Annotated in this window: 21 protein-coding genes; 12 read left to right on the top strand and 9 right to left on the bottom strand. The window is 67.4% G+C overall.

The genetic code is table 11. From position 1 onward, the window contains the following. Positions 1-75: 75 nt before the first annotated feature. The 4 genes from IEY07_RS14570 (at position 76) to IEY07_RS14555 (ending at position 3,755) form a co-directional block, all read left to right on the top strand. Entirely contained in the window at positions 76-1,767 is a 1,692-nt protein-coding gene (locus IEY07_RS14570) for a sodium:solute symporter family protein (protein WP_229670130.1), read from the top strand. 14 nt (positions 1,768-1,781) lie between these two features. Continuing rightward, positions 1,782-2,060 carry a hypothetical protein gene (locus IEY07_RS14565; protein ID WP_188896124.1) on the top strand — a complete coding sequence of 93 codons (279 nt, stop codon included), beginning with the start codon at positions 1,782-1,784 and terminating at the stop codon, positions 2,058-2,060. Positions 2,061-2,092: 32 nt separating this feature from the next. Next, the gene (locus IEY07_RS14560; protein ID WP_188896123.1) at positions 2,093-2,536 is read left to right on the top strand and encodes a DUF2269 family protein; all 444 of its coding nucleotides are present in this window, start codon (positions 2,093-2,095) and stop codon (positions 2,534-2,536) included. Between the two features lie 184 nt (positions 2,537-2,720). Next, the gene (locus IEY07_RS14555; RefSeq protein ID WP_229670129.1) at positions 2,721-3,755 is read left to right on the top strand and encodes a nucleoside hydrolase; all 1,035 of its coding nucleotides are present in this window, start codon (positions 2,721-2,723) and stop codon (positions 3,753-3,755) included. A gap of 121 nt (positions 3,756-3,876) precedes the next feature. Here the strand turns inward: IEY07_RS14555 and IEY07_RS14550 are convergent, their stop codons facing one another. Continuing rightward, positions 3,877-5,817: a potassium transporter Kup gene (locus IEY07_RS14550; protein ID WP_188896122.1), complete on the bottom strand. Its 1,941-nt coding sequence runs from the start codon at positions 5,815-5,817 to the stop codon at positions 3,877-3,879. 65 nt (positions 5,818-5,882) lie between these two features. Then, complete coding sequence (locus IEY07_RS14545) at positions 5,883-6,650, bottom strand: DUF4118 domain-containing protein (protein WP_188896121.1); 768 nt, start codon at positions 6,648-6,650, stop codon at positions 5,883-5,885. A 174-nt stretch (positions 6,651-6,824) separates the two neighbouring features. On the opposite strand from IEY07_RS14545, the gene IEY07_RS14540 reads away from it, so the two are divergent. From IEY07_RS14540 to kdpC, 5 genes are all read left to right on the top strand, one after another. Next, a complete protein-coding gene (locus IEY07_RS14540) occupies positions 6,825-6,980 on the top strand; it encodes a hypothetical protein (protein WP_188896296.1) in 156 nt (51 codons plus the stop codon). Then, positions 6,977-7,066 (top strand): potassium-transporting ATPase subunit F, encoded by a 90-nt coding sequence (locus tag IEY07_RS14535; RefSeq protein ID WP_188896120.1) that lies wholly within the window; start codon positions 6,977-6,979, stop codon positions 7,064-7,066. The genes IEY07_RS14540 and IEY07_RS14535 overlap by 4 nt, the downstream gene beginning before the upstream one ends. Positions 7,067-7,082: 16 nt before the next feature. Continuing rightward, positions 7,083-8,753 (top strand): potassium-transporting ATPase subunit KdpA, encoded by a 1,671-nt coding sequence (gene kdpA, locus IEY07_RS14530; RefSeq protein WP_188896119.1) that lies wholly within the window; start codon positions 7,083-7,085, stop codon positions 8,751-8,753. 129 nt (positions 8,754-8,882) lie between these two features. Then, entirely contained in the window at positions 8,883-10,934 is a 2,052-nt protein-coding gene (gene kdpB / locus IEY07_RS14525; RefSeq protein ID WP_229670156.1) for a potassium-transporting ATPase subunit KdpB, read from the top strand. A 19-nt stretch (positions 10,935-10,953) separates the two neighbouring features. Continuing rightward, positions 10,954-11,565, top strand: coding sequence for a potassium-transporting ATPase subunit KdpC (gene kdpC / locus IEY07_RS14520; RefSeq protein WP_188896117.1), 612 nt, complete (start codon positions 10,954-10,956; stop codon positions 11,563-11,565). A gap of 14 nt (positions 11,566-11,579) precedes the next feature. Here the strand turns inward: kdpC and IEY07_RS14515 are convergent, their stop codons facing one another. The 5 genes from IEY07_RS14515 to IEY07_RS14495 all read right to left on the bottom strand — a co-directional run bounded on the left by IEY07_RS14515 (position 11,580) and on the right by IEY07_RS14495 (position 16,754). Next, the gene (locus IEY07_RS14515) at positions 11,580-13,844 is read right to left on the bottom strand and encodes a zinc-dependent metalloprotease (RefSeq protein WP_188896116.1); all 2,265 of its coding nucleotides are present in this window, start codon (positions 13,842-13,844) and stop codon (positions 11,580-11,582) included. A 56-nt stretch (positions 13,845-13,900) separates the two neighbouring features. Beyond that, on the bottom strand, positions 13,901-14,437 hold the full coding sequence (locus IEY07_RS14510) for an NUDIX hydrolase (protein ID WP_188896115.1): 537 nt from the start codon (positions 14,435-14,437) through the stop codon (positions 13,901-13,903). A 135-nt stretch (positions 14,438-14,572) separates the two neighbouring features. Next, positions 14,573-14,851, bottom strand: a complete 279-nt coding sequence (locus IEY07_RS14505; protein ID WP_188896114.1) for a Fe-S cluster assembly protein HesB — start codon at positions 14,849-14,851, stop codon at positions 14,573-14,575. Positions 14,852-15,015: 164 nt separating this feature from the next. Further along, positions 15,016-16,263: an MFS transporter gene (locus tag IEY07_RS14500; protein WP_188896113.1), complete on the bottom strand. Its 1,248-nt coding sequence runs from the start codon at positions 16,261-16,263 to the stop codon at positions 15,016-15,018. A 47-nt stretch (positions 16,264-16,310) separates the two neighbouring features. After that, positions 16,311-16,754, bottom strand: coding sequence for an ANTAR domain-containing protein (locus tag IEY07_RS14495; RefSeq protein WP_188896112.1), 444 nt, complete (start codon positions 16,752-16,754; stop codon positions 16,311-16,313). 365 nt (positions 16,755-17,119) lie between these two features. On the opposite strand from IEY07_RS14495, the gene IEY07_RS14490 reads away from it, so the two are divergent. Together IEY07_RS14490 and IEY07_RS14485 are read left to right on the top strand one after the other, a co-directional pair. Continuing rightward, positions 17,120-17,833 carry a GAF and ANTAR domain-containing protein gene (locus IEY07_RS14490; protein WP_188896111.1) on the top strand — a complete coding sequence of 238 codons (714 nt, stop codon included), beginning with the start codon at positions 17,120-17,122 and terminating at the stop codon, positions 17,831-17,833. Positions 17,834-17,843: 10 nt separating this feature from the next. Next, positions 17,844-19,100, top strand: a complete 1,257-nt coding sequence (locus tag IEY07_RS14485) for an amidohydrolase (RefSeq protein ID WP_229670128.1) — start codon at positions 17,844-17,846, stop codon at positions 19,098-19,100. 3 nt (positions 19,101-19,103) lie between these two features. Here IEY07_RS14485 and IEY07_RS14480 read toward each other — a convergent pair whose 3' ends face one another. Both IEY07_RS14480 and IEY07_RS24205 read right to left on the bottom strand, forming a co-directional pair. Next, entirely contained in the window at positions 19,104-19,352 is a 249-nt protein-coding gene (locus IEY07_RS14480) for a DUF2630 family protein (protein WP_188896110.1), read from the bottom strand. A 45-nt stretch (positions 19,353-19,397) separates the two neighbouring features. Then, a complete protein-coding gene (locus tag IEY07_RS24205) occupies positions 19,398-19,526 on the bottom strand; it encodes a DLW-39 family protein (protein ID WP_229670127.1) in 129 nt (42 codons plus the stop codon). A 91-nt stretch (positions 19,527-19,617) separates the two neighbouring features. On the opposite strand from IEY07_RS24205, the gene IEY07_RS14475 reads away from it, so the two are divergent. After that, complete coding sequence (locus IEY07_RS14475) at positions 19,618-20,928, top strand: sensor histidine kinase (protein WP_188896109.1); 1,311 nt, start codon at positions 19,618-19,620, stop codon at positions 20,926-20,928. Position 20,929 lies beyond the last annotated feature (1 nt).

Below are 20,929 nucleotides of genomic sequence, written 5' to 3'. Positions count from 1 at the left end.
TTAGTTAGCCGACCTCTGCATCCACGTGCTAGCTTCCGAGGTCGTCCAGCGGCCGGCTAACAAGGAGGAACTGCCGTGGAGATCGGCTTTCCGGCATTGGAAGGCAGCGTCCTGCGGATCAACGCGGCGCCGATCGACTACGTGCTGGTCGCGATCTATTTCGCGATCATCATCGGGATCGGGCTGATATCCAGACGCGGTGTTTCCAGCAGTCTGGACTTCCTGCTCGCCGGCCGCCGGCTGCCGGCCTGGGTCACCGGGCTGGCCTTCATGTCGGCCAACCTGGGCGCGACCGAGCTGCTCGGCCAGGCAGCCAACGGCGCGCAGTACGGCGAGCAGGCGTTCCACTACTACTGGGTCGGTGCCATCCCGGCGATGGTGTTCCTCGGCTTGGTGATGATGCCGTTCTACTACGGCTCCAAAGTGCGCAGTGTGCCGGAATTCCTGCATCGTCGATTCAACCGGACCACCCAGCGGATCCAGGCCGTGCTCTTCGCCGTGGCGTCGATCCTGCTGGCCGGCGTGAATCTGTACGCGATGGCGATTGTGGTCAACGCGCTCCTTGGCTGGCCGACCTGGGTCGCGATCCTGGTCGCCGCCGTCTTCGTGTTGGCGTACACCTTCCTCGGCGGTCTGTCCGCGGCGATCTACAACGAGGTCCTGCAGTTCTTCGTGATCGTCGCCGCGATGATCCCGGTCACCATCGTCGGCCTGCACCGGGTCGGCGGCTGGAACGGACTGGTCAGCAAGATCTCGGCCCAGCCCGGCGGCCACCAACTGCTGACTCCCTTCCCTGGCTCCCAGCTGACGGGCATTACCAGCAGCGTCGGCTCGATCATCGGCGTCGTCGCCGGCCTGGGCTTCGTGACCTCGTTCGGCTACTGGACCACCAACTTCACCGAGGTGCAGCGGGCCTTCTCCGCCGGTGATGCCGGCGCCGCCCAGCGGACGCCGTTGATCGCTGCCATCCCGAAGGCGCTGGTCGCCCTGGTGATCATCATCCCGGGCATGATCGCGACCGTGCTGATCCCGGCCATCGCCGGACTCAAGAAGGGCGCTGCGGCCGGCGGGGTGACGTACAACGACGTGGTGCCGCTGATGCTGCGCGAACTGCTGCCCAACGGCTTTCTCGGCGTCGCGCTGACCGGCCTGCTGGCCAGCTTCATGGCGGGCATGGCGGCCAATGTGAGCTCGTTCAACACCGTCTTCACCTACGACATCTGGCAGGACTGGATCAAGCCCAACATGCCGGATGCGCACTACCTCAACGTCGGCCGGATCGTCACGGTGCTGGCGACCGCGGCGGCCGTCGGCACGGCCTTCATCGCGGCTGGGTTCAACAACATCATGGATTACATCCAGACGTTGTTCTCCTTCTTCAACGTGCCGTTGTTCGCGGTCTTCATCCTCGGCCTGTTCTGGAAACGGATGACGGGGACGGCCGGCTGGTCGAGTCTGATCACCGGCACCGCAGGTGCCGTGGTGGTCTTCATCCTCAACCAGGTCGGCGTTCTCAATCTGCCCGGCCAGGGCTCCAGCTTCCTCGGCGGCGCGGTCGCCTGTGTGCTGGTGGTGATCGTCGCGGTGATCGTTTCGGCGCGGACCAAGCCCAAGTCCGACGAGGAATTGGTCGGTCTGGTCCGCAGCGTGACGCCTAAGGAAGACATCACGATCGCGGTCAAGGTCTGGTACCAGTCGCCGATCCTGCTCGCCGCGGTGTCGCTGGGCCTGGTCATCGTCTTCTACATCTTCTTCAGCCTGCGTTGATCTCGGAGGAAAGCATGAGTGACATCCAGCAGGGCGCCAGTGACCAGAGCGAGAAGCGCGAACGTCGGCTCGCCGAGCTCTTCGACATCCGCACGGTGATCGGTGCGCTCTTCGCGATCTACGGCATCGTCTGCCTGATCACCGGGATCGCCGATTTCAGCACTGCGGACCAGGCGAAGTCGGGCGGAATCAACATCAATCTGTGGGCAGGCATCGGCATGGTGATCGTCGCGGCACTGTTCATCGTCTGGTCCGTCCTCAAGCCCTTTCGGCCACCTGAAACCCACGACTGAACGTTCGGCGGCGCGAGGACTAGTGTCGAGGCGTGTTCAAAGTCTTCCTCGCCCTGCACATCCTCGCCGCCGTCGGCGCGATCGGCCCGCTGATCCACGCCGCGACCACGGCCGCCCGTGGTCTGCGCCGGTCGAACGCGACCGCAACTGCAGAGGCGTCCCGGGTGCTCCGGGTCTACTCGATCGCCTCGATCGTCGTGGTCATCCTCGGCTTCGGACTGATGTCGATGACCTCGCCCTACACCCACCGGGTGGTGGCCAAATTCACCGACACCTGGATCTGGTTGTCGTTGCTGCTATGGCTGATCGGCGTCGGCATTGCCTGGGGTCTGCTGTCGCGAACCCTCGACCGTGCGACGACCATGATCAACAATGAGGAGTCGATCGTGGCATTGCGCGGCCGGGTGGCCGCATTCGGCGGAATCGTGGCGCTGATCTTCGCGGCGATCATCGTGTTGATGGTCTTCCAGCCCTGACCTCTGCGGCGTATCGTCGCCGCCGTAGGGGGCTGGACCGTTCGTCGTCGAGCAGCAGGCCTACTCCATGGCCGACGGCGATTGCGAGTCCGGACGGATCACCTGGATGCGGGTGCTCTGCTCCGGGTTCCGCGGGCCCCCGGTTGATCAACCGCACTGAAGAGCCATTCGTTAGGGTCGGTGGGTGACCACCGCGACCGTGCCTGTCGTCCTGGACTGCGACACCGGCATCGACGACACCCTCGCCCTGCTCTACCTTCTGCAGCATCCGGCGGCCGAGGTCGTTGCCGTGCTGTCGACCGCCGGCAACGTTCCGGTCGACGTGGTGGCGGCCAACAACCTCGGCTGGCTCGACTACTGCGGGCACGCCGAGATCGAGGTCTTTCCTGGCGCCGAGGGTCCGCTGGTCGCCGACCTGATGACCTGCGAGGACACCCATGGCCCGCACGGCATCGGCTATGCCGAGCTTCCGGCCGCGAACCGGCAGGTCTCGGAGCGTACGGCGTCCGATGCCTGGATCGAACTGACCCGGGACCGTCCGGGCGAACTGGTCGGGCTGGTGATCGGGCCGCTGACCAATCTGGCACTGGCGATCCGCAAGGATCCGGACCTTCCCCAGCGGCTGCACCGGCTGGTGATCATGGGAGGCACCTTCAACTACCCCGGCAACACGACACCGACCTCGGAGTGGAACATCGCGGTCGATCCGGAGGCGGCGCACGAGGTCTTCACCGCATTCGGCATCGACGGGGCCCCGCAGCCGATCATCTGCTCGCTGCCGCTCACCGAACAGGTCGCCTTCACGCCCGACCATCTCGTACGGCTGGCCGAGGCGGCCGGAAGCGTACCGGTCGAACGACCATCGGCGGCGGATGATCATGGTCTGCGATCTGCGACCAGCAACAGCACCGTCAGGTTGTTGACGGATGCATTGCGCTTCTACTTCGAATTCCACCATGATCACGACGAGGGCTATCTGGCCCACGTGCACGACCCGTTCGCGGCCGCCGTCGCGCTCGATCCCGGGATCGTACGGACCCAGCCTGCGGTCGTCGACGTCGAACTTGCCGGAAGCCTGACCCGCGGCACGACCGTCGCCGACACCCGCGGCTTCTGGGGACGTCAGCCCAACGCGTTGATCGCCACCGAGACCGACGTGCCCGCCTTCTTCGACGACCTGCTCAGCCGGCTCGCCGAGCTGGCTCGGCGGATCGGGTAGGCCATCTCCGCTACCCGCGGGCCTCAAGTCGTGACGGCTCGACTTTGGATCCCGGTTCTCGTTCCGAGCCCCGAAACTCGCGTTGTCACGAGTTCGACGCCCGGACGGCGGAGGCTCGGGGTCAGACGTCGACGTTGGCGCCGAGCATCACGACCTGATCGCGCGGCAGCCCGAAGTGATCGCTGGCATCGGCGGTGATGTGGGACGTCGCCAGGAACAGCTGCTTGCGCCAGGCCGCCATCGTCTTGTCCTTGCCGGCGTGCAATTCGATCTTGGACAGGAAGTAGATAGCGTTCTCGAGATCGAGCCGGCCCTCGGTCTGGCTCGGCTTCAACGTCGCCATCGCGGCCGGCACGTCCGGGGTCTCGTCGTAGCCGAATCGCAGACTCACGTGGATGATGCCGTCGTTGCCGTGCGACAGCCGGTCGACCACGGCTCGCTTGCTGAGATCGGTCAGCCGCGGGACCGGGAGCACGTTGACCGAGGCGATCACCACATGACGATGCCGGATGTGGTTGCGCTCGACATTCGCCCGCAGCGCCAGTGGCGTGGTGTTCTTGCCGGGATTGAGGAAGATCGCCGTGCCCTCGACGATCTGGCACTCCGCATTCGGGCCGCTCAACTTCTTCACGAACGGCGCCAACTCCCCCTCCAGCTGTTCCCTCTGGGCCGTGACGAGTCCGCGACCTTTCTGCCAGGTGATCATGATCGTGAAGGAGACCAGTGCGATCGCCAGCGGGAGCCAGGCGCCGTGCAGCAGCTTGGTCATATTGGCCGCGACGAAGGACAGGTCGACCAGGATCAAGATCACGCCGCCACCGACCAGCACCCATCGGGGCGCACGCCACGTGTGATAGGCGATGTAGAAGAACAGGATCGTCGTGACCGTGATCGTGCCGGCGGCCGTCATGCCGTAGGCGAATGCCAGCGAAGCCGAGCTGCGGAATGCCAGCACCAGGGTGAGCACCGCCACCATCAACAGCCAGTTCATGAAGGGCACATAGATCTGCCCGCGGGTCTCGGCCGAGGTGTGCACGATCCGGAGCCTGGGCAGATAGCCGAGCTGGACGGCCTGGGAAGTCACCGAATAGGCACCAGTGATCACCGCCTCGGAGGCGATCACCGTTGCCGCGGTCGCCAGTACGACGGTCGGGATCCGCGCCCACACCGGCACCAGCTGGAAGAACAGCAGCGACGTGTTGTGAGGGTCGTTCAGCAACAGACCACCCTGGCCCATATAGGTCAGCGCCAGGGCCGGAAAGACCAGCACCAGCCAGCCGGCGGCGATCGGGCGGCGGCCGAAGTGGCCCATGTCGGCGTACAACGCCTCCGCACCGGTGATCGCGAGGATGACCGCAGCAAGTGCGAAGAAGGCCGCCGGCGGATGCTCGGCGACGAATTCGACCGCGTACGTCGGCGAGATGGCCCGCAGGATCGACGGGCTCCGGACGATCCCCGAGATCCCGCCGACGCCGACGACGGTGAACCAGAGGATCATCACCGGACCGAAGAACTTGCCCATCGTCCCGGTCCCGAACCGCTGCACCAGGAACAGCACGGCGATGATCACGACCGTCACCGGGATGACGAGTTCCTTGAAGGACGGTCGGACGATCTCCATGCCTTCCACCGCCGAGAGCACCGAGATCGCCGGCGTGATCATCCCATCGCCCAGGAACAGCGATGCGCCGAGGATTCCCAACCCGGCAAGGAAGACCGTGACCTTGGTCCGGTTCTTACGGGCCCGCTGCCGCATCAGGCCGAGCAGTGCCATGATGCCGCCCTCGCCGTCGTTGCTGATCCGCAGCGCGAGCATCACATAGGAGACGGTGACGATCAGCGTGACCGACCAGAGGATCAGCGAGACCACCCCCAGGACGTTGAATTCGCTGGCGGCGATCGGGTGCGGATCGTCGGGGCTGAAGAGCGTCTGCAGGGTGTAGATCGGGCTGGTGCCGATGTCACCGAACACCACGCCCAGCGCGCCGACGACCGCGGCCAACCGCAGCCGGTCTGTGCCGTTGTGCCCGGCCGACACCTGGCTCCGCACTTCCTGACTCATGGCAGGACTCTAGGGGCATCCGGTGCCGATTCCGTACGTCCCCCATACCGGGCCAGCGCGTCGGTTCAGCGCGTCGGCTGCTCCGCACGGGTCAGGATCTCGCCCAACTGGGTGGCCATCAGCACCGCCGCCTGCCGCTGCTCCCTGGTCGGCCGGCTCCACCGGCTGGCCGCCGTGACCGCCAGGTAACCGTACGCGTGACCGCCGCCGGCCACCGGGATCGCGATGATCCGGTCGGTCGGCAGTCCGCTCCGGCCGATATCGGTCCGGTGGCCCGCAACCTGCAGCGAGCCGTCAGCGGCCAGCACTGCCCCGGTCTGTCCGCCCGGGATCGGCCCGGTCCGGTAGCGACAGCCGTCCACGCCGAGGATGTCGACGATCCGCTGCTCGACCAGCCGTACCTGCGCCAACGGATCGGCCCCGGGATCGAAGGTCGCCACCACGTCGACCGCGCCCGCGACATAACTGCGGCTGCGGACGAACTGCTGCCGGGCGTGCTGGCCCAGCCAGGCCAGCTCGCTGACCGCCGCACCGACGATGACCAGCAGGACGGCGGTCTGGATCAGGTCGGGATTGTCGATGCTGAAGGTGTAGTACGGCGAGGTCCACAGGTAGTCGAAGGCGAGGCCGGCCATCACCGCAGCGGCCAGCCCCGGCAGCCGCCGTCCCAGCGCCGCAACCGCGACCACCACGACCACCAGGATCAGCGCGACGTTGGTGGCGTCGACCCTGCCGCGCAGCGGCACCAGCGCCAGGGCGACCAGCGACGGCCCGAGAATGGCAGCCGGCCAGGCGATCCGGTCCAGCAACACCGGCCGGTCTTCGGTGTCCATGACTCAAGTCAATCCCCGATCGGCCTGGTGCGGTCCGCAGCGGGCAATCCTTGACGGATCCTTGACGGATCGTTGACGCCTCCCGCCAAGAGATCGTCAGGGACGGGCCGCGCCGCGTATGGAACGCGTTAAGGCCCGCCTCAGCCGGTTCGATCCGACGTTTGATCTTCCTCGGTGCCGTTCGCGGTGCCCGGATCCGTCGTGGATCCGCCGTGGCAGTCAAGTCATGAAGCTGAGGAGTCTGTTGTGCTCGATGTCGTGTACGTGCTGGGCACGATCGCCCTGTTCGTGCTGATCGGGGCCGTCGGCAAGGCGGTGGAGAAGCTGTGATCGTCTTCTCGGTCCTGGCCGGCCTGCTGGCGTTGGCGTCGCTGGTCTACCTCGTGTACGCCCTCGTGAAACCGGAGCGGTTCTGATGAGGGGCGGGTTCTGATGGAGTGGTTCTCCGCGGTCGCCAGTCTGGTCGCGCTCGGCGTGATCCTGGCCTTCTGCTACCGGTATCTCGGCGACTACATGGCCTGGACGTACGTGTCCGAGAAGGACTGGCGGGCCGAGCGCGGCTTCTACCGGCTGATCGGCGTCGACTCCAAGGCCGAGCAGACCTGGCAGAGCTACCTGCGAGCGATGCTGATCTTCTCCGTCGTCGGTCTGCTGATCGTCTATCTGCTACAGCGGGTCCAGCACTGGCTGCCGTATTCGCTCGGCATGGCCGGAGTGCCGCAGGCGCTGGCCTTCAACACGGCAGCGTCCTTCACCACCAACACCAACTGGCAGTCCTACTCGCCCGAGCAGACCCTCGGCTACTCCGTGCAGCTGGGTGGGCTGGCGATCCAGAACTTCATGTCGGCAGCCGTCGGCATGGCCGTCGCGATCGCGTTGGTCCGCGCCTTCGCTGGTCGCAAGCAGGCCACCATCGGCAACTTCTGGGTGGACGTCACCCGCAGCACGACCCGCATCCTGCTGCCGATCGCGATCATCGCGGCCGTCGTCCTGATGGCCGGTGGCGTGATCCAGAATTTCCACGCCTTCTCCCACCTCACCACGCTGGCCGGCAACGCCCAGCAGATTCCCGGCGGTCCGGTCGCCTCGCAGGAGGCGATCAAGGAACTCGGCACCAATGGCGGCGGCTTCTTCAACGCCAACTCCGCCCACCCGTACGAGAATCCGTCCGCTTGGACCAGCTTCTTCCAGATCGTGCTGATGTTGTGCATCCCCTTCGCGCTGCCCCGCACCTTCGGCAGGATGGTCGGCGACAACCGGCAGGGGTACGCGATCCTGACCGCGATGGCGATCATCTTCGCCGCCTCGTATCTGACCCTGACCGCGCTGCAACTGGGCGGCCATGGAACCGCGCCGCAGTTGGCAGGCGGAGCGATGGAGGGCATCGAGCAGCGCTTCGGCATCGTCAACTCCAGCCTCTTCACCACCACCAGTACGACCACCTCCACCGGCGCGGTGAATGCGATGCACGACTCCTACACCCCACTCGGCGGCATGATGCCGATGCTCAACATGATGTTGGGCGAGGTCACTCCGGGCGGTGTCGGCACCGGCCTCTACGGCATGCTCGTCGACGCAGTGATCGCGGTCTTCGTCGCCGGTCTGCTGGTCGGCCGTACCCCGGAATACCTGGGCAAGAAGATCGGCCCACGAGAGATCAAGCTGGCCAGCCTCTACATCCTGGTCACTCCGACGCTGGTGCTGGCCGGCACCGCCCTGAGCTTCTCGATCCCCGGTGTCAGAACCAATGTCGCCGACACCTCGATCCTCAATCCGGGTGTGCACGGCATGTCGGAGGTGCTGTACGCCTTCACCTCCGGCGCCAACAACAACGGATCGGCCTTCGGCGGCCTGACCGCCAACACTTACTGGATGAACACCGCGCTCGGCGTGGTGATGATCTTGGGCCGGTTCGTGCCGATCGTGTTGGTGCTGGCCCTGGCCGGCTCGCTGGCCGCGCAGAACAAGGTCCCCGCAACCGCCGGCACGCTGCCCACCCACCGGCCGATGTTCATCGGCCTGCTGATCGGCGTCGTCCTGATCGTCACCGCCCTGACCTACTTCCCTGTCCTCACCCTCGGTCCGCTAGCAGAAGGACTGTGATCGCTGATGTCCACCGCCGTTCAAGATCAATACAGCCAAGATCATCCGACAGCCTCCGAGCCGACCCGCCCGACCCGTACGCCGGCCGGGGCGCTGAGCGGTCAGCAGATCCGGCAGGCGCTGCCGGGCATGTTCCGTAAGCTCGATCCGCGCCAGGAGTGGCACAACCCGGTGATGTTCATCGTCTGGCTCGGCGCGGCGCTGATCACCATCCTGGCGATCGCCGAGCCCTTCCTGGGCGGGCCCGCTGCCTCCGGCGGCTCGCCGGTGCCGGGATCGTTCACCGGGATCATCGCCGGCTGGCTGTGGCTCACCGTGCTCTTCGCCAATCTGGCCGAGTCGGTCGCCGAGGGCCGCGGCAAGGCGCAGGCCGACACCCTGCGCAAGACCCGTACCAGCACGATCGCCCATCGCGTCACCGGATACGACCTGAAGTCCGATCCTGCCGCGGAACGGAACCCCACCGAGGACATCCCGTCCTCGCAGTTGCGTCTGGACGACATCGTCGTGATCGAGGCCGGCGATCTGATCCCCGGTGACGGCGACATCATCGCCGGCATCGCCTCGGTCGACGAGTCCGCGATCACCGGCGAATCGGCGCCGGTGATCCGCGAGTCCGGCGGTGATCGCAGCGCCGTCACCGGCGGCACCCGGGTGCTGTCGGACCGGATCGTTGTCAAGATCACCTCCAAGCCCGGGGAGACCTTCGTCGACCGGATGATCGCGCTGGTCGAGGGAGCCGCCCGGCAGCGTACGCCCAACGAGATCGCGCTGAGCATCCTGCTGGCGTCGCTGACGATCATCTTCGTGGTGGTCGCGCTGACCCTGAATCCGATCGCCTCGTTCGCCGCCAAGCCGGTCAGCATCACCGTCCTGGTCGCCCTGCTGGTCTGCCTGATCCCGACCACCATCGGCGCCTTGCTCTCGGCGATCGGCATCGCCGGCATGGACCGGCTGGTGCAGCGCAACGTGCTGGCGATGTCCGGCCGTGCCGTCGAGGCCGCCGGTGACGTCACCACCCTGCTGCTGGACAAGACCGGGACGATCACCTACGGCAACCGCCGGGCCACCGAGTTCGTACGCCTCACCGACGTCACCCGGGACGAGCTCGTCGAGGCCGCAGCCCTGTCATCGCTGGCCGACCCCACCCCTGAGGGAACCTCGGTGGTCGAGCTGGCCGCCACCCAAGGCTTCTCCGCCGACGGCAGGACGACCGGCGAGATCGTCGAATTCACCGCCCAGACCCGGATGTCCGGGCTCGACCTGCCCGACGGCAGCCGGATCCGCAAGGGCGCCGGCTCGGCGGTGATCGACTGGCTCGAGTCCGAGGGCTCACCGCTGCCCAGCACGACGATCGCGGAGGTCGAGGAGCACGCCAACCGGATCGGGCGCTCCGGCGGCACCCCGCTGGTCGTCGCGACCCTGTCGGCAGCCGGACAAGGGCGGGTGCTGGGCGTCATCCACCTCAAGGACGTGGTCAAGGACGGCCTGCCGGAGCGATTCGGCGAGCTGCGGTCGATGGGCATCCGTACGGTCATGATCACCGGCGACAACCCGCTGACCGCAGCGGCGATCGCCGCCGAGGCCGGAGTCGACGACTTCCTGGCCGAGGCGACCCCGGAGGACAAGCTGGCGTTGATCAAGCGCGAGCAAGAGGGCGGCAACCTGGTCGCGATGACGGGTGACGGGACCAATGACGCGCCGGCGCTCGCCCAGGCCGACGTCGGGGTCGCCATGAACTCCGGCACCTCGGCAGCCAAGGAGGCCGGCAACATGGTCGACCTCGACTCCGACCCGACGAAGCTGATCGACGTGGTGCGGATCGGCAAGCAGTTGTTGATCACCCGCGGCGCGCTGACGACCTTCTCGATCGCCAACGACATCGCGAAATACTTCGCGATCATCCCGGCCATGTTCACCGGCGTCTTCGCCAACCTACAGGCGCTGAACATCATGCGGTTGCACTCACCTGCCTCGGCGGTGCTGTCCGCGGTGATCTTCAACGCGATCATCATCGTGATCCTGATCCCACTGTCGCTGCGTGGCGTCCGCTACCGCCCGGCCAGCGCCTCCACCATCCTGGGCCGAAACCTGCTGATCTACGGCGTCGGCGGGATCATCGCCCCGTTCATCGGGATCAAGATCATCGATCTTCTGGTCTCGCTCCTGCCTGGCTTCTGAGTGCATCGAAGGAATTCTCATGACTACGAATACCCGCAGCATCGGACGGACCGTCGGCGTCGCCGTCCGGTCCATGGTGATCATCACCCTGGTGCTGGGACCGCTCTACTGCCTGGTGATCACCGGTGTGGGGCAGTTGATCTTCCACGGCAACGCCAACGGCTCGATGGTGGAGAACAACCACGGCGCCGTGGTCGGGTCGACCCTGATCGGTCAGTCCTTCTCCGACAGCAAGGGAAATCCGCTGGCGCAATACTTCCAGCCGCGGCCGTCCGCGGCCGGTGACGGGTACGACGGTGCTGGCTCCTCCGGCTCCAACCTAGGCCCGGAAAATCCGGAGCTGATCAAGTCGATCGCCCAACGCCGGCAGCAGGTCGCAACCTTCAACCGCGTCAGCCGGGCGCAGGTGCCACCGGATGCCGTGACTGCGTCCGGCTCCGGCCTCGACCCCGATATCAGCCCGGCCTACGCCAAGATCCAGGAGGACCGGGTGGCCCGAGCTCGGCAGCTCCCGATCAGCACTGTGCAACAGCTGGTTCAGGAGCACACCAGCGGACGCGTGCTCGGCTTCCTGGGCGAGCCGACGGTCAACGTCCTGGAGCTCAACCTGGCATTGGACAAGCTCGACTGAACCGCGCCACCCGATCAGATCGGCGTACCCAGCGGAAGCGAGGGCAGCTTCGCTTTCGCTGTGTATGCAGCCTTCTCCAGGGCATCCCAGCGATGTTTGACCGCTTTGCGCCCCGGATCCCGGTCGCCGAGGGCTTCGAAGGTGACGACCCGGGTGGCGTGGTGCAGTGCATCGGATTCGAGGGTCTGCTCGTAGCGGCGCAGGATCGCCCAGCCGATCGCGTCGCCGGCCTCGGTGCGCTCGGCGTCCAGCAGGTCCAGGGCGTAGCCGACGGTCGAGGTCAACACCGCTCCAAGATCAACACCCGCTCCGCTGCGATTCTGCTCCGCAAGCCGGTTGAGCCGTTCGGGCGCGAGCAGCAACTCGGCGATCAGGTCGGCGCCGGCGGTGATCGCCGCAGTCCCGTCGAAGGCCTCGGCGGTCTGCCGGCCGAACTGGCCCTCCCGCCGACCGGCCCCACCCGACGGCGGGACCAGCAGCGGCCGGATGTGGTCGGGGATCGCCAGGAACTCCGGGCTCAGGAAGGCGATCAGGCCGGCCAATGCGTCGCCCTGGTCCTGCTGCGGCACGGCCGACCAGGAGCCGGTGAATTGATCATGGTCGGTGGTCGCGTACCGGCGGGTGATACCGCCGATCAGCTTGGCCGCCGCGATCGCCTGGTAGCGGTGCAGCAGGTAGACCAGCACGAAGCGACGTTCGATCTCGTTGCTGTCACTGCCCGGCGGGACGACCGCGGGAGAGAAATTCGCCAGCGCGGTGGCCCGGACCGCGGCGACCTCGGCCAGTGCCGGCAGCACCGGACGCGGCATGATCCAGGTAGCCGACGATCCGTCCGCCGCCTCGTCGACGCGGGAGTCGGCGTCGGTGATGAAGATCAACTCATCACCCTCGCCGGTGACCAGCACACCGTCATCGGCGGTGGCGGTGTAGAGCGCCTTGACCTGCCGGAAGTCCCACGGCCCGAGACCGGTCGCGTACGGCTCCGGTGCCCTGACCTGGCCGTCGACCACGTCGTAGACCGGTCCCGGGTAGTCCATCACCGACGGCACCCGGTGGGTCTGGGTGGCGAAGTTGTGGGCGAATCCGATCGCGTGACCGATCTCGTGCGCAGCCAGCTGGCGCAGCCGCGCGGCGACGATCCGGTCGACAAGATCACGGCGGGACTCCGCGCCGTACGGCGCCAGCACCGCCTCCGCCATCGCCCTGACCTGCTCCACCCGCTGCGAGCCGAGGACGACGTTGCCGCGGAGGATCTCGCCGGTCCGCGGATCGCTCTGGCTCATCCCGTAGGACCAGCCGCGATCGGCGCGGTGGGTCCAGTAGACGATGTTGAGCCGTGGATCCTGCAGCTCACGATCGTCGGGCAGCATCTCGACCCGGTAACCGCCGGGGAAACCGGCCGCCTCGAAGGCCTCGGCCCACCAGTTGCCACCCGCCAGCACAGCGTCCTTGATCACCTGTGGCATCGCGGGATCGAGATAGAAGACGATCGGCCGTTCGGCGATCCGGTGCCGGCGCAGATAACGGACCTGGGCGTCGTGCTCGGCGATCTTGTCGAATTCGTGGACGGCTCCGCCCGGCATCGCGCCGATGGTCGGATCGAATCGCACCGGGTCGAAGCCGGTCGGCAGCCGCCTGAGCGTGACCTGCTGGCGGATGCTGACCGTGTCGGCCGGAGCGGGATAGACCAGCGGCTCCCCGAAGCCGACCCGCGGCGAGTGCCCGGTCGCCTCTTTCGGCGTCGGCTGGGCCTTCTCCGGGCGGAAGGTCAGCACCGCCTCCAGCGCCAGGATGTCATCTGGATGATCTTGCGGGTGATCCTGCTTGTAGGTCGTCACGCGCTCGACCCGGCTGAGGTCCCGGTCGAGCACGAAGGTCCGGTCCTTGGCATCGGAGAGCAGCTGCGCGACGCCGCCGAAGTCCACCAGCGCCAGGGCGCTGACGTCGACCAGGTCACCGTCGCGGATCCCGGCCGCGAGTACGGACTCGGCGAAGGACTTCCGGGCCGCGTCCCGTTCGGCGTCGGTGCATCCGGAATAGCCGTACGCGGTGTTGGCCGCAGTGATCAACACCCGCCCGTCGCGGCCGTCACCGGCGTCGGCCCGGCAGACCAGCGATGGCCCGACACTGCCTCGGTCCGCGCCGATCGCGGACATCCCGATGCCGCTGATGATCAAGGAGTGCACCAGGAATTCCGGGTCCCGGACGACATTCCAGACCGGCCCCGGTTGATCCGCTCGCGGTTGATCATGTTGTGGTTGATCTTGGTTGTCCGGCACCTGATCGCTCCTCGGTCGTGTGATCTGCGGCCAACCCTAGAGCGAGCGCCCGGGCCTCAGGCGATCAGCCCCATCGCAACAGCGAGGCGTACCACATCGGCGTGCACCGGGTCATGATCATCGAGCCAGTCGGCGGCCGGCAACGGATCCAGGACAACCACCTCGAGCACCTGCTCGCCATCCGGCGGATTCTCCGGCGGCCCGATCAGCTCGGCGGTCGTGGTGGCGAAGGCCCAGCAGCTCTTGGGATGCGGCTGGTGCGACCGGTAAGGGGCCGGATTCAGGCTGGTCGCGAACTGCGCGCCGAAGATCGTCAACGGCCCCGTGACCTTCGCCCCGGCCTCCTCGAGGAGTTCGCGCGCGGCGGTCTGCTCCAGGGACTCGCCGGGCTCCCGGGTGCCGCCCGGCAAGAAGCGCCAGTCCTCGGTGCGGCAGACGATCACCCGCCCGTCGGGATCTGTGGCAACGCAATGCAGCCGGGTGACCAGCGGCTCGACGACGCCGTCGGTGGCAAAGATCACGTCGGTGTTGGCGTAATCGACGTAGGCGGGCTCGAAGAGCCTCGGGAATCGGGACTCCCAGTCCGGTTTCACGCTGACTCTCCCTCTCCGACTTCGCGTATGGGGACCCTACCGGGTCGGACAGGACGAAGGCCGCCACCCGTGCGGGTGACGGCCTTCGGACGACCGATGGTGCGGGCCGGACACCGGCCCGCGTACGGCTCCGGCTCAGCCCTGCTGGGCGAGCTGGAACTGCACGTCGCCCTCGGCAGTGACCTGAGCGTCCAGGACCTTGTCGTCCAGCACCTCGGAGGCGCTGGGCTCCAGGTAGACCGTGGCATCGCCGCTCTCCACGACGGTGTCGCCGGGCTCGGCTCCTTGCACCGCAGAGATGGCGAAGGCGCCGTCCGTCGGACCACTGATCCGCAGGCCCCGGTCGTCGGACTCGACCTGCTTGTCCACGATGGTCGATACGATGTTGCTGGCGTTCTCGGTAAGCGTGAGCATGGCTCTCCTCTTCCCTAGTGAATAGTTGCCCAGCAAACAGGCACTCTCCACCGTTCCTGCAATCCGCCGCAGATTCAAATACGGTCCGGGTCGTGGGACCGGGTTGACATCGGCCGCGATGTCGGGGACCCTCCGCCGTCACAGTCGCACCAATCCCACCAGCACTATCCCGTCACAGGCTCGCCGACGAAGCGGTTCCGCCCGGCGAGGTAGGCCGCGGCGCCCTGCAGCAGGGTCAGCACGATCAACATCATGATCACCGCGGTCCAGGAGCCGGTCGTCTGGCGCAACCAGCCGGCCGCCACCGGCCCGCCGGCAGCCAGCAGGTAACCGACCCCCTGGGCCATCCCGGACAACCGGGCGGTGTCGGCGGCCAGTCGGGTCCGTAATCCGATCAACGCCAGCGCAACGGTGATCGACCCGCCCGATGTCAGCCCGGCGAGAACCGCCCACACCGACAGCAGCTGCGGAAAGCTGATCATCCCTGCCAGGGCGATCAGGATCGGGATGTTGATCATGGATGCGACCAGTCGCTGGTCGGCGACCCGACCCAGCAGCGTGCTGGCTGCGAGCGCGGCGAGGATCCCGATCGCCTGGTAGAGGAAGAGGTGCAGCCCGGCGGTCGCGGGGCTGACCCCGGCGTCGGCCTCGATGGAGGGAAGCCAGTTGACCATGGTGTAGAAGACCGTCGACTGCAGTCCCATCGTGATCGTCACCTGCCAGGCCAGCGGCGACCGCCACACCGAGTGATCCGACCCGGATCGTGACATCACGGGCACGGTGGCGATCCCCTGGCTGGCCACGCTGTCGACCGTCCGCATCCGGGCGACCCAGAAGACCAGGCCGATCGCCGTCAGCACGACCCAGATGCCGATCGACGTACGCCACCCGTCGTGACCCGGACCACGACCACGATCGACGTCGGCCAGCGGTACGGCGATCCCGGACGCGATCGCGGCGAAGGTGTTCATGATCGCCGTGTACGCCCCGGTCACCGCAGCGATCCGGCCGCCGAAGTCCCGTTTCACCACAGCAGGGACCAGCACGTTGTTGATCGCGATCGCCACCCCGATCAGCAGCGTGCCGATCCACAGCAGCACGCTGCCGCCCGACGACCTGAGCAGGATCCCGATGATCAACAGCCCGAGCGCGGCCAGCACCGTACGGTCCATGCCCAGGCGCAGAGCGAGCCGGTGGGTCAACGGCGATACTCCGGCGAAGGCGAGCAGCGGCAGTGCAGCCAGCAGGCCCTCCGTCCCGCGGCCGAATCCGTGAGCGGCGCCGATCCGGTCCAGTACCGGGCCGACCGAGGTGATCGCGGGCCGCAGGCAGGCGGCGACCAGCAACACGCCGACGACGGTCAACACCGCGCGCCGGGAGGGACCGGATCGCCGCTCGGCGTAGGACTTCACGTCATCACTCCAGATTGTCCGCGCGCCTGCCCGGCGCCCGGAGCAGCCTATTGTGCGGAGGTTTGCGGGTCGATCTGTGCGGTGTCCGGCGGCCCTTCGAGCGTCCTCAACACCCCGTCGAGACTGCTGCCCCCATAAGCCGACCCGGCCTGGGTTGAACCGACCTGAGTTGAACCGGCCTGGGTTGAACCGCCTCGGGCCGCCGCACTGGTCAGCCGGTCGCAGATGGTCCGGATCTTGATGTTGTGATGACTGGACCAGCGGCGCAGCACACCGAAGGCGGTGTCGGCGTCGATCAGATAGCGAGCCATCAGGATGCCCTTGGCCTGCTCGATGATCGGCATCGACTCCAGCCATCGGCGGAGATCGTCCGATCCGTCAGTCCCTCGGCCGGACGCAGCCAGGAGCTGCAGGAACTCCGGCGGGAGCTCGAGCGGCACTCGAATCTCGTCCGCATCGCCGGTGCAATCGGCGGGTACCTCGTCCAGCATCGTCGACGGGCCTTCCGGAGCAGGGCGTGCGCGCACGCCAATTCGCCGGCTGACCTCCCAACCAGGTGCCAGCGTAGTGGTGCTTCAGCTGAACCGCCGACCGTGGTGCCGATCGTGGACTCGGTGGCAGCGGTGACAGTGGCGTGGCGGCGCTACTGAGCTGAGGCGGAGGAGGTTCAGGAGCAGTGACGGGGGTAGCTAGAGCGCAGGTGGTTCCGGGTTTCTAGTGCCTGTCGCCGCTGAGGCCTGGCGGGTTCAGACTGTGCCCGCCGGGCCGGCCTACGGGTCCCGACCCCGAGTCCTGGTGCGGGGCACTCCGCAGACCGTACGTAGCGCCCGGGGGCCGATGAGTGCATCCTGGATTGATGCGATCCCAGGACCCCGGTGACCGGTTTGCCGCGATAGCCCGCGAGTTGCTGGCCCAGCCGTCGACGGAGGCGACCGCCGACCGGATCAGCGAGATGGCCGTCGAGGTGATCCGCGGCTGCGACCACGCCGGCATCAGCCTGGTCGAGCATCGAAGGATTCGTACGATCGCTGCCACCGACGGCGTCGTTGCCGAGGGTGATCACCGTCAGTACACGCTGGACGAGGGGCCGTGTCTGGACAGCATCCGCGACCACGAGACGATTCGGGCTCCGCACCTGGACTCCGACGACCGCTGGCCCAGGTGGGCTCCGTCGGTCAGCTCCGAACTCGGGGTACAGAGCATGTTGTGTCTGCAGCTGTTCACCAGCGATCACTCCTACGGCGGGCTGAATCTCTACTCCGACCGCCCGTCGGCCTTCGACGCGCACGACGAGGCCGTCGGACTGGCGCTGGCGGCGCATGCGGCGGTCGCCCTGGCGGCCAGCCAGACGATCACGACCCTGAATCACGCGGTGAGCAGTCGTACGGCCATCGGCCAGGCGGAGGGCATCCTGATGGAGCGGTTCCGACTCACCTCCGACCAGGCCTTCTCGGTGCTGGTCCGGGTGTCGCAGAACGACAATCGCCGGCTCGCGCTCGTCGCCGAGGAGCTGGTCAAGACCCGGCGAATCCCCGGGCTGCCGACCGACTCGGGGACCGACCAGCCATGATGGTCGCACCATGATGGATCGCGACCAACTGATCAGCTTCCGCCGGGACCTGCACGCCCACGCAGAGCCGGGCTTCCTGGAATACCGCACCGCCGGCCGGATCGAGAGAGCGCTGGCCGGGCTGCCGGTCACGATCCGATCCGGATCACAGGTGCAGGATCTCTCCGGGGTCGTCAACTACCCCGATCCGGCGACCCGGGAACACTGGGCCCAGCTGGCGATAGCCGGCGGCGCAGACCCGGAACGGACGGCCTACTTCGTCCGGCACGGTACGGCGCTGGTCGCCGAGGTCGCCGGCAACCAGCCAGGCCCGGTGTGGGCGATCCGGACCGACATCGACGCGTTGCCGATCCGGGAGGCCGACGACGATCGCCACCGACCGGCCAGGGACGGCTACCACTCGACCACCGGCGCGATGCACGCCTGCGGCCACGACTGCCACGCGACCATCGGGGTCAGCCTGTTGCACCGGTTGTCCGACCACGACTTCCCCGGCGCGGTACGGATCTTCTTCCAACCCGCCGAGGAAGGCGTACGTGGCGCCCAGACCATGATCGACGCCGGTGTGCTGGAGGGCGTGGACCGGATGCTCGGCGTGCACGTCGCCGGTGGCAAGCCGACGTCGACGATCGTCGGCAGCGTGGTCGGCGGGATGGCGACCCGCAAGCTGGCAGTGACCTTCCGCGGGGTCGCCGCCCATGCGTCAGGATCGCCGCAGGACGGCCGCAACGCGCTGCTCGCGGCCGCGAGCGCCAGCTTGTCGATCATGAGCCTGCCGCGCTTCAGCGGCACCGACACCCGGCTCAACGTGGGCACCCTGCATGCGGGCGACAACGTCAACATCGTTCCGGCGCTGGCGGAGATGACCTGCGAGGCGAGGGCGACCGACGACGAGGTGATCGAGGACCTCACGGCGCGTGTGCTGCAGGTGATCGCCGGGACAGCCGACGCCTATCGGGTGGAGCAGCAGGCCGTGATCACCGGTCGTGCGGTGACGATCAGCCCCGACGACCCCTTGGTGGACAAGATCATCGCGGCCGCCGGGCAGCTGGACGGTGTGCCCGAAATCCAGCGGCACAGCCCGCAAGGCGGCAGCGACGACGTCAATCTGATGATCAGGGGCGTCCAGGCCGCCGGTGGTCAGGGCGCCTACATCAACGTCGGCGCCAACAGCCCGGCACCGCACCACAACCCGTACTTCAGTCCGGACGAGGACGTGATCTTCACCGCTGCGGATCTGTTGGAGCGCGTCGTCCGCAACGGCTGAGGGTCAGCCGAGGTAGCCCTCGACCTCCGAGGCCGGCCTGACGGCCGCGTCGGAGCTGTTCCTGCCGGCGTCCCGCAGCGCGCGCCGCTGGCGGAGCAGGTCCCAGCACTGGTCGAGCTCGACCTCGAGCGCGGACAGCCGGGAGCGTTCTTCCGAACCGTCGATCGCATTGGCGGCGCGGTCCTCGCGCAAGGTCTTCTCCTCCTCGACCAACGCCCGGATGCGGTCCAGGATCTGCTGCCCGTCGGCCATGGTCGTGCCTCCCGTGTCTCGGTCAGTGGGTCCAGGTAATTGGTTTCAGGAGATCGGGGTGACCTTGTCGGTGGCCTCGGCCCACAGATCAGCCTCGGCAACCTTGCGGTTGTACTGCCGGACCACGACGGCGATCCCGCCGGCGACGGCCAGGGCGATCAGCAACTTCTTCATCTGCCCAGACTAGACGGCCCCGCCGTCGCGGGGAATCTCCGACTGCAGTCTGATGGGTGTGCGACGGTCTCGGCCTACGCTTGCCCGCGATATGTCCTCGGCACCTTCTTCTGTCGCGCCGGCCCAGCACGGCCCGACGGCCTGGCTCAGCAGCTGGTTCGTCGACCCGCGCTACCGCTTCGACCTGCTCAGCGCCATCGGCATCATGGCGCTCTTCATGGTCACTGCGGTCGGCTGGGGCAACGCCGTCTGGGTGACCGGGTTGATGGGGCTGCCATGGATCCTCCGTCGCCGCTATCCGCTCGCCGCTCTGATCGGCGCGACTTTCGTCGCCCTGCTGCACCTGGCGGTGCTCGACCAGCCGTCGTTCGCCATCGTCGCTGTGCCGATGTACGTCTACACGTTCGCCCGCTGGTCGGATCGGCCGCTGCGGCGCGCAGCGCTGCTGGTCGCGGTGGTCGGCTCGTTCCTCGGTCCGACACGCTGGCTGCTGGTCGGTGGCAGTCCTGGCGGGAACGCGATCCCGGTCGCGGTCATCACCATGCTCGCCTGTACCGGCATGGTCGGGGTCGCGTACGTGATCGGCAGCAGGCGCCGCGAACAGGTCGAACGGGCCGCCCAGTCGGTGGCCGCCCGGATCGAACGGGCTCGTCTGGTCGCCGCCGAGCAGGAACAGCGGGCGCGAGTGGCAGCCGTCGACGAACGCACCCGGATCGCCCGCGAACTGCATGACATCGTGGCGCACTCGCTGTCGGTGATCGTCGTCCAGGCCGAGGGCGGCCGGGCGCTGGCGGCCAAACAGCCCGAGAAAGCTCCCGAAGTGCTCGGCACCATCGCCGACACCAGCCGGGAGGCGCTGGAGGAGATGCGCCAGATGGTCGGCCTGTTGCGCAGCGGCGGTCCGATCGGTGAGCCCGGCAGCGTGCCGGCCGGTGCTCCGGAGAGCTATCTGCCGACGCCCGGCCTGGCGGACCTGGACGAGTTGGTCGGCAAGACCGGAGATCGGGTGACCCTGACCCGCTACGGCACCGAGCCGGTGGTCAGCCAGCCGCTGGCGCTGACCGTCTACCGCATCGTCCAGGAGTCCATCACCAACGTGCTCAAACATGCCGGGCCGGCGGCTCGCGCTGCGGTGGGGATCACCTATGCCGAACACGGGATCGGCATCCGGGTGGTCGACAACGGTCTCGGTGTCACCGACAAGACACCGGGCCACGGGCTGCGCGGAATGCGGGAACGGGTAGGGCTGCACGACGGCAGCCTCGAGGCCGGACCGCTTCCCACCGGCGGCTTCCAGGTGCTGGCCTGGCTGCCCTATCCGGTGTCACCCTCTCCGGTATCGCCCTATCCGGTTTCGCCCTATCCAGAGGCGTCCAATCCCTACCAGAGCAGGAGATCCTGAC

This window comes from Microlunatus endophyticus, from assembly GCF_014646195.1.
Lineage (GTDB): Bacteria > Actinomycetota > Actinomycetes > Propionibacteriales > Propionibacteriaceae > Microlunatus > Microlunatus endophyticus.
The sequence above is the reverse complement of the archived record's forward strand: the minus strand, read 5'-3'. Positions and strand labels throughout refer to the sequence as shown.

Coding starts and splice junctions, on each gene's coding strand:
- IEY07_RS14565 (WP_188896124.1), top strand. CDS start 1,782: ATGAGTGACATCCAGCAGGGCGCCAGTGACCAGAGCGAGAAGCGCGAA.
- IEY07_RS14550 (WP_188896122.1), bottom strand. CDS start 5,817: ATGAGTCAGGAAGTGCGGAGCCAGGTGTCGGCCGGGCACAACGGCACA.
- IEY07_RS14545 (WP_188896121.1), bottom strand. CDS start 6,650: ATGGACACCGAAGACCGGCCGGTGTTGCTGGACCGGATCGCCTGGCCG.
- kdpA (WP_188896119.1), top strand. CDS start 7,083: ATGGAGTGGTTCTCCGCGGTCGCCAGTCTGGTCGCGCTCGGCGTGATC.
- kdpB (WP_229670156.1), top strand. CDS start 8,883: ATGTTCCGTAAGCTCGATCCGCGCCAGGAGTGGCACAACCCGGTGATG.
- kdpC (WP_188896117.1), top strand. CDS start 10,954: ATGACTACGAATACCCGCAGCATCGGACGGACCGTCGGCGTCGCCGTC.
- IEY07_RS14505 (WP_188896114.1), bottom strand. CDS start 14,851: ATGCTCACGCTTACCGAGAACGCCAGCAACATCGTATCGACCATCGTG.
- IEY07_RS14495 (WP_188896112.1), bottom strand. CDS start 16,754: ATGCTGGACGAGGTACCCGCCGATTGCACCGGCGATGCGGACGAGATT.
- IEY07_RS14490 (WP_188896111.1), top strand. CDS start 17,120: ATGCGATCCCAGGACCCCGGTGACCGGTTTGCCGCGATAGCCCGCGAG.
- IEY07_RS14485 (WP_229670128.1), top strand. CDS start 17,844: ATGATGGATCGCGACCAACTGATCAGCTTCCGCCGGGACCTGCACGCC.
- IEY07_RS14480 (WP_188896110.1), bottom strand. CDS start 19,352: ATGGCCGACGGGCAGCAGATCCTGGACCGCATCCGGGCGTTGGTCGAG.
- IEY07_RS24205 (WP_229670127.1), bottom strand. CDS start 19,526: ATGAAGAAGTTGCTGATCGCCCTGGCCGTCGCCGGCGGGATCGCCGTC.
- IEY07_RS14475 (WP_188896109.1), top strand. CDS start 19,618: ATGTCCTCGGCACCTTCTTCTGTCGCGCCGGCCCAGCACGGCCCGACG.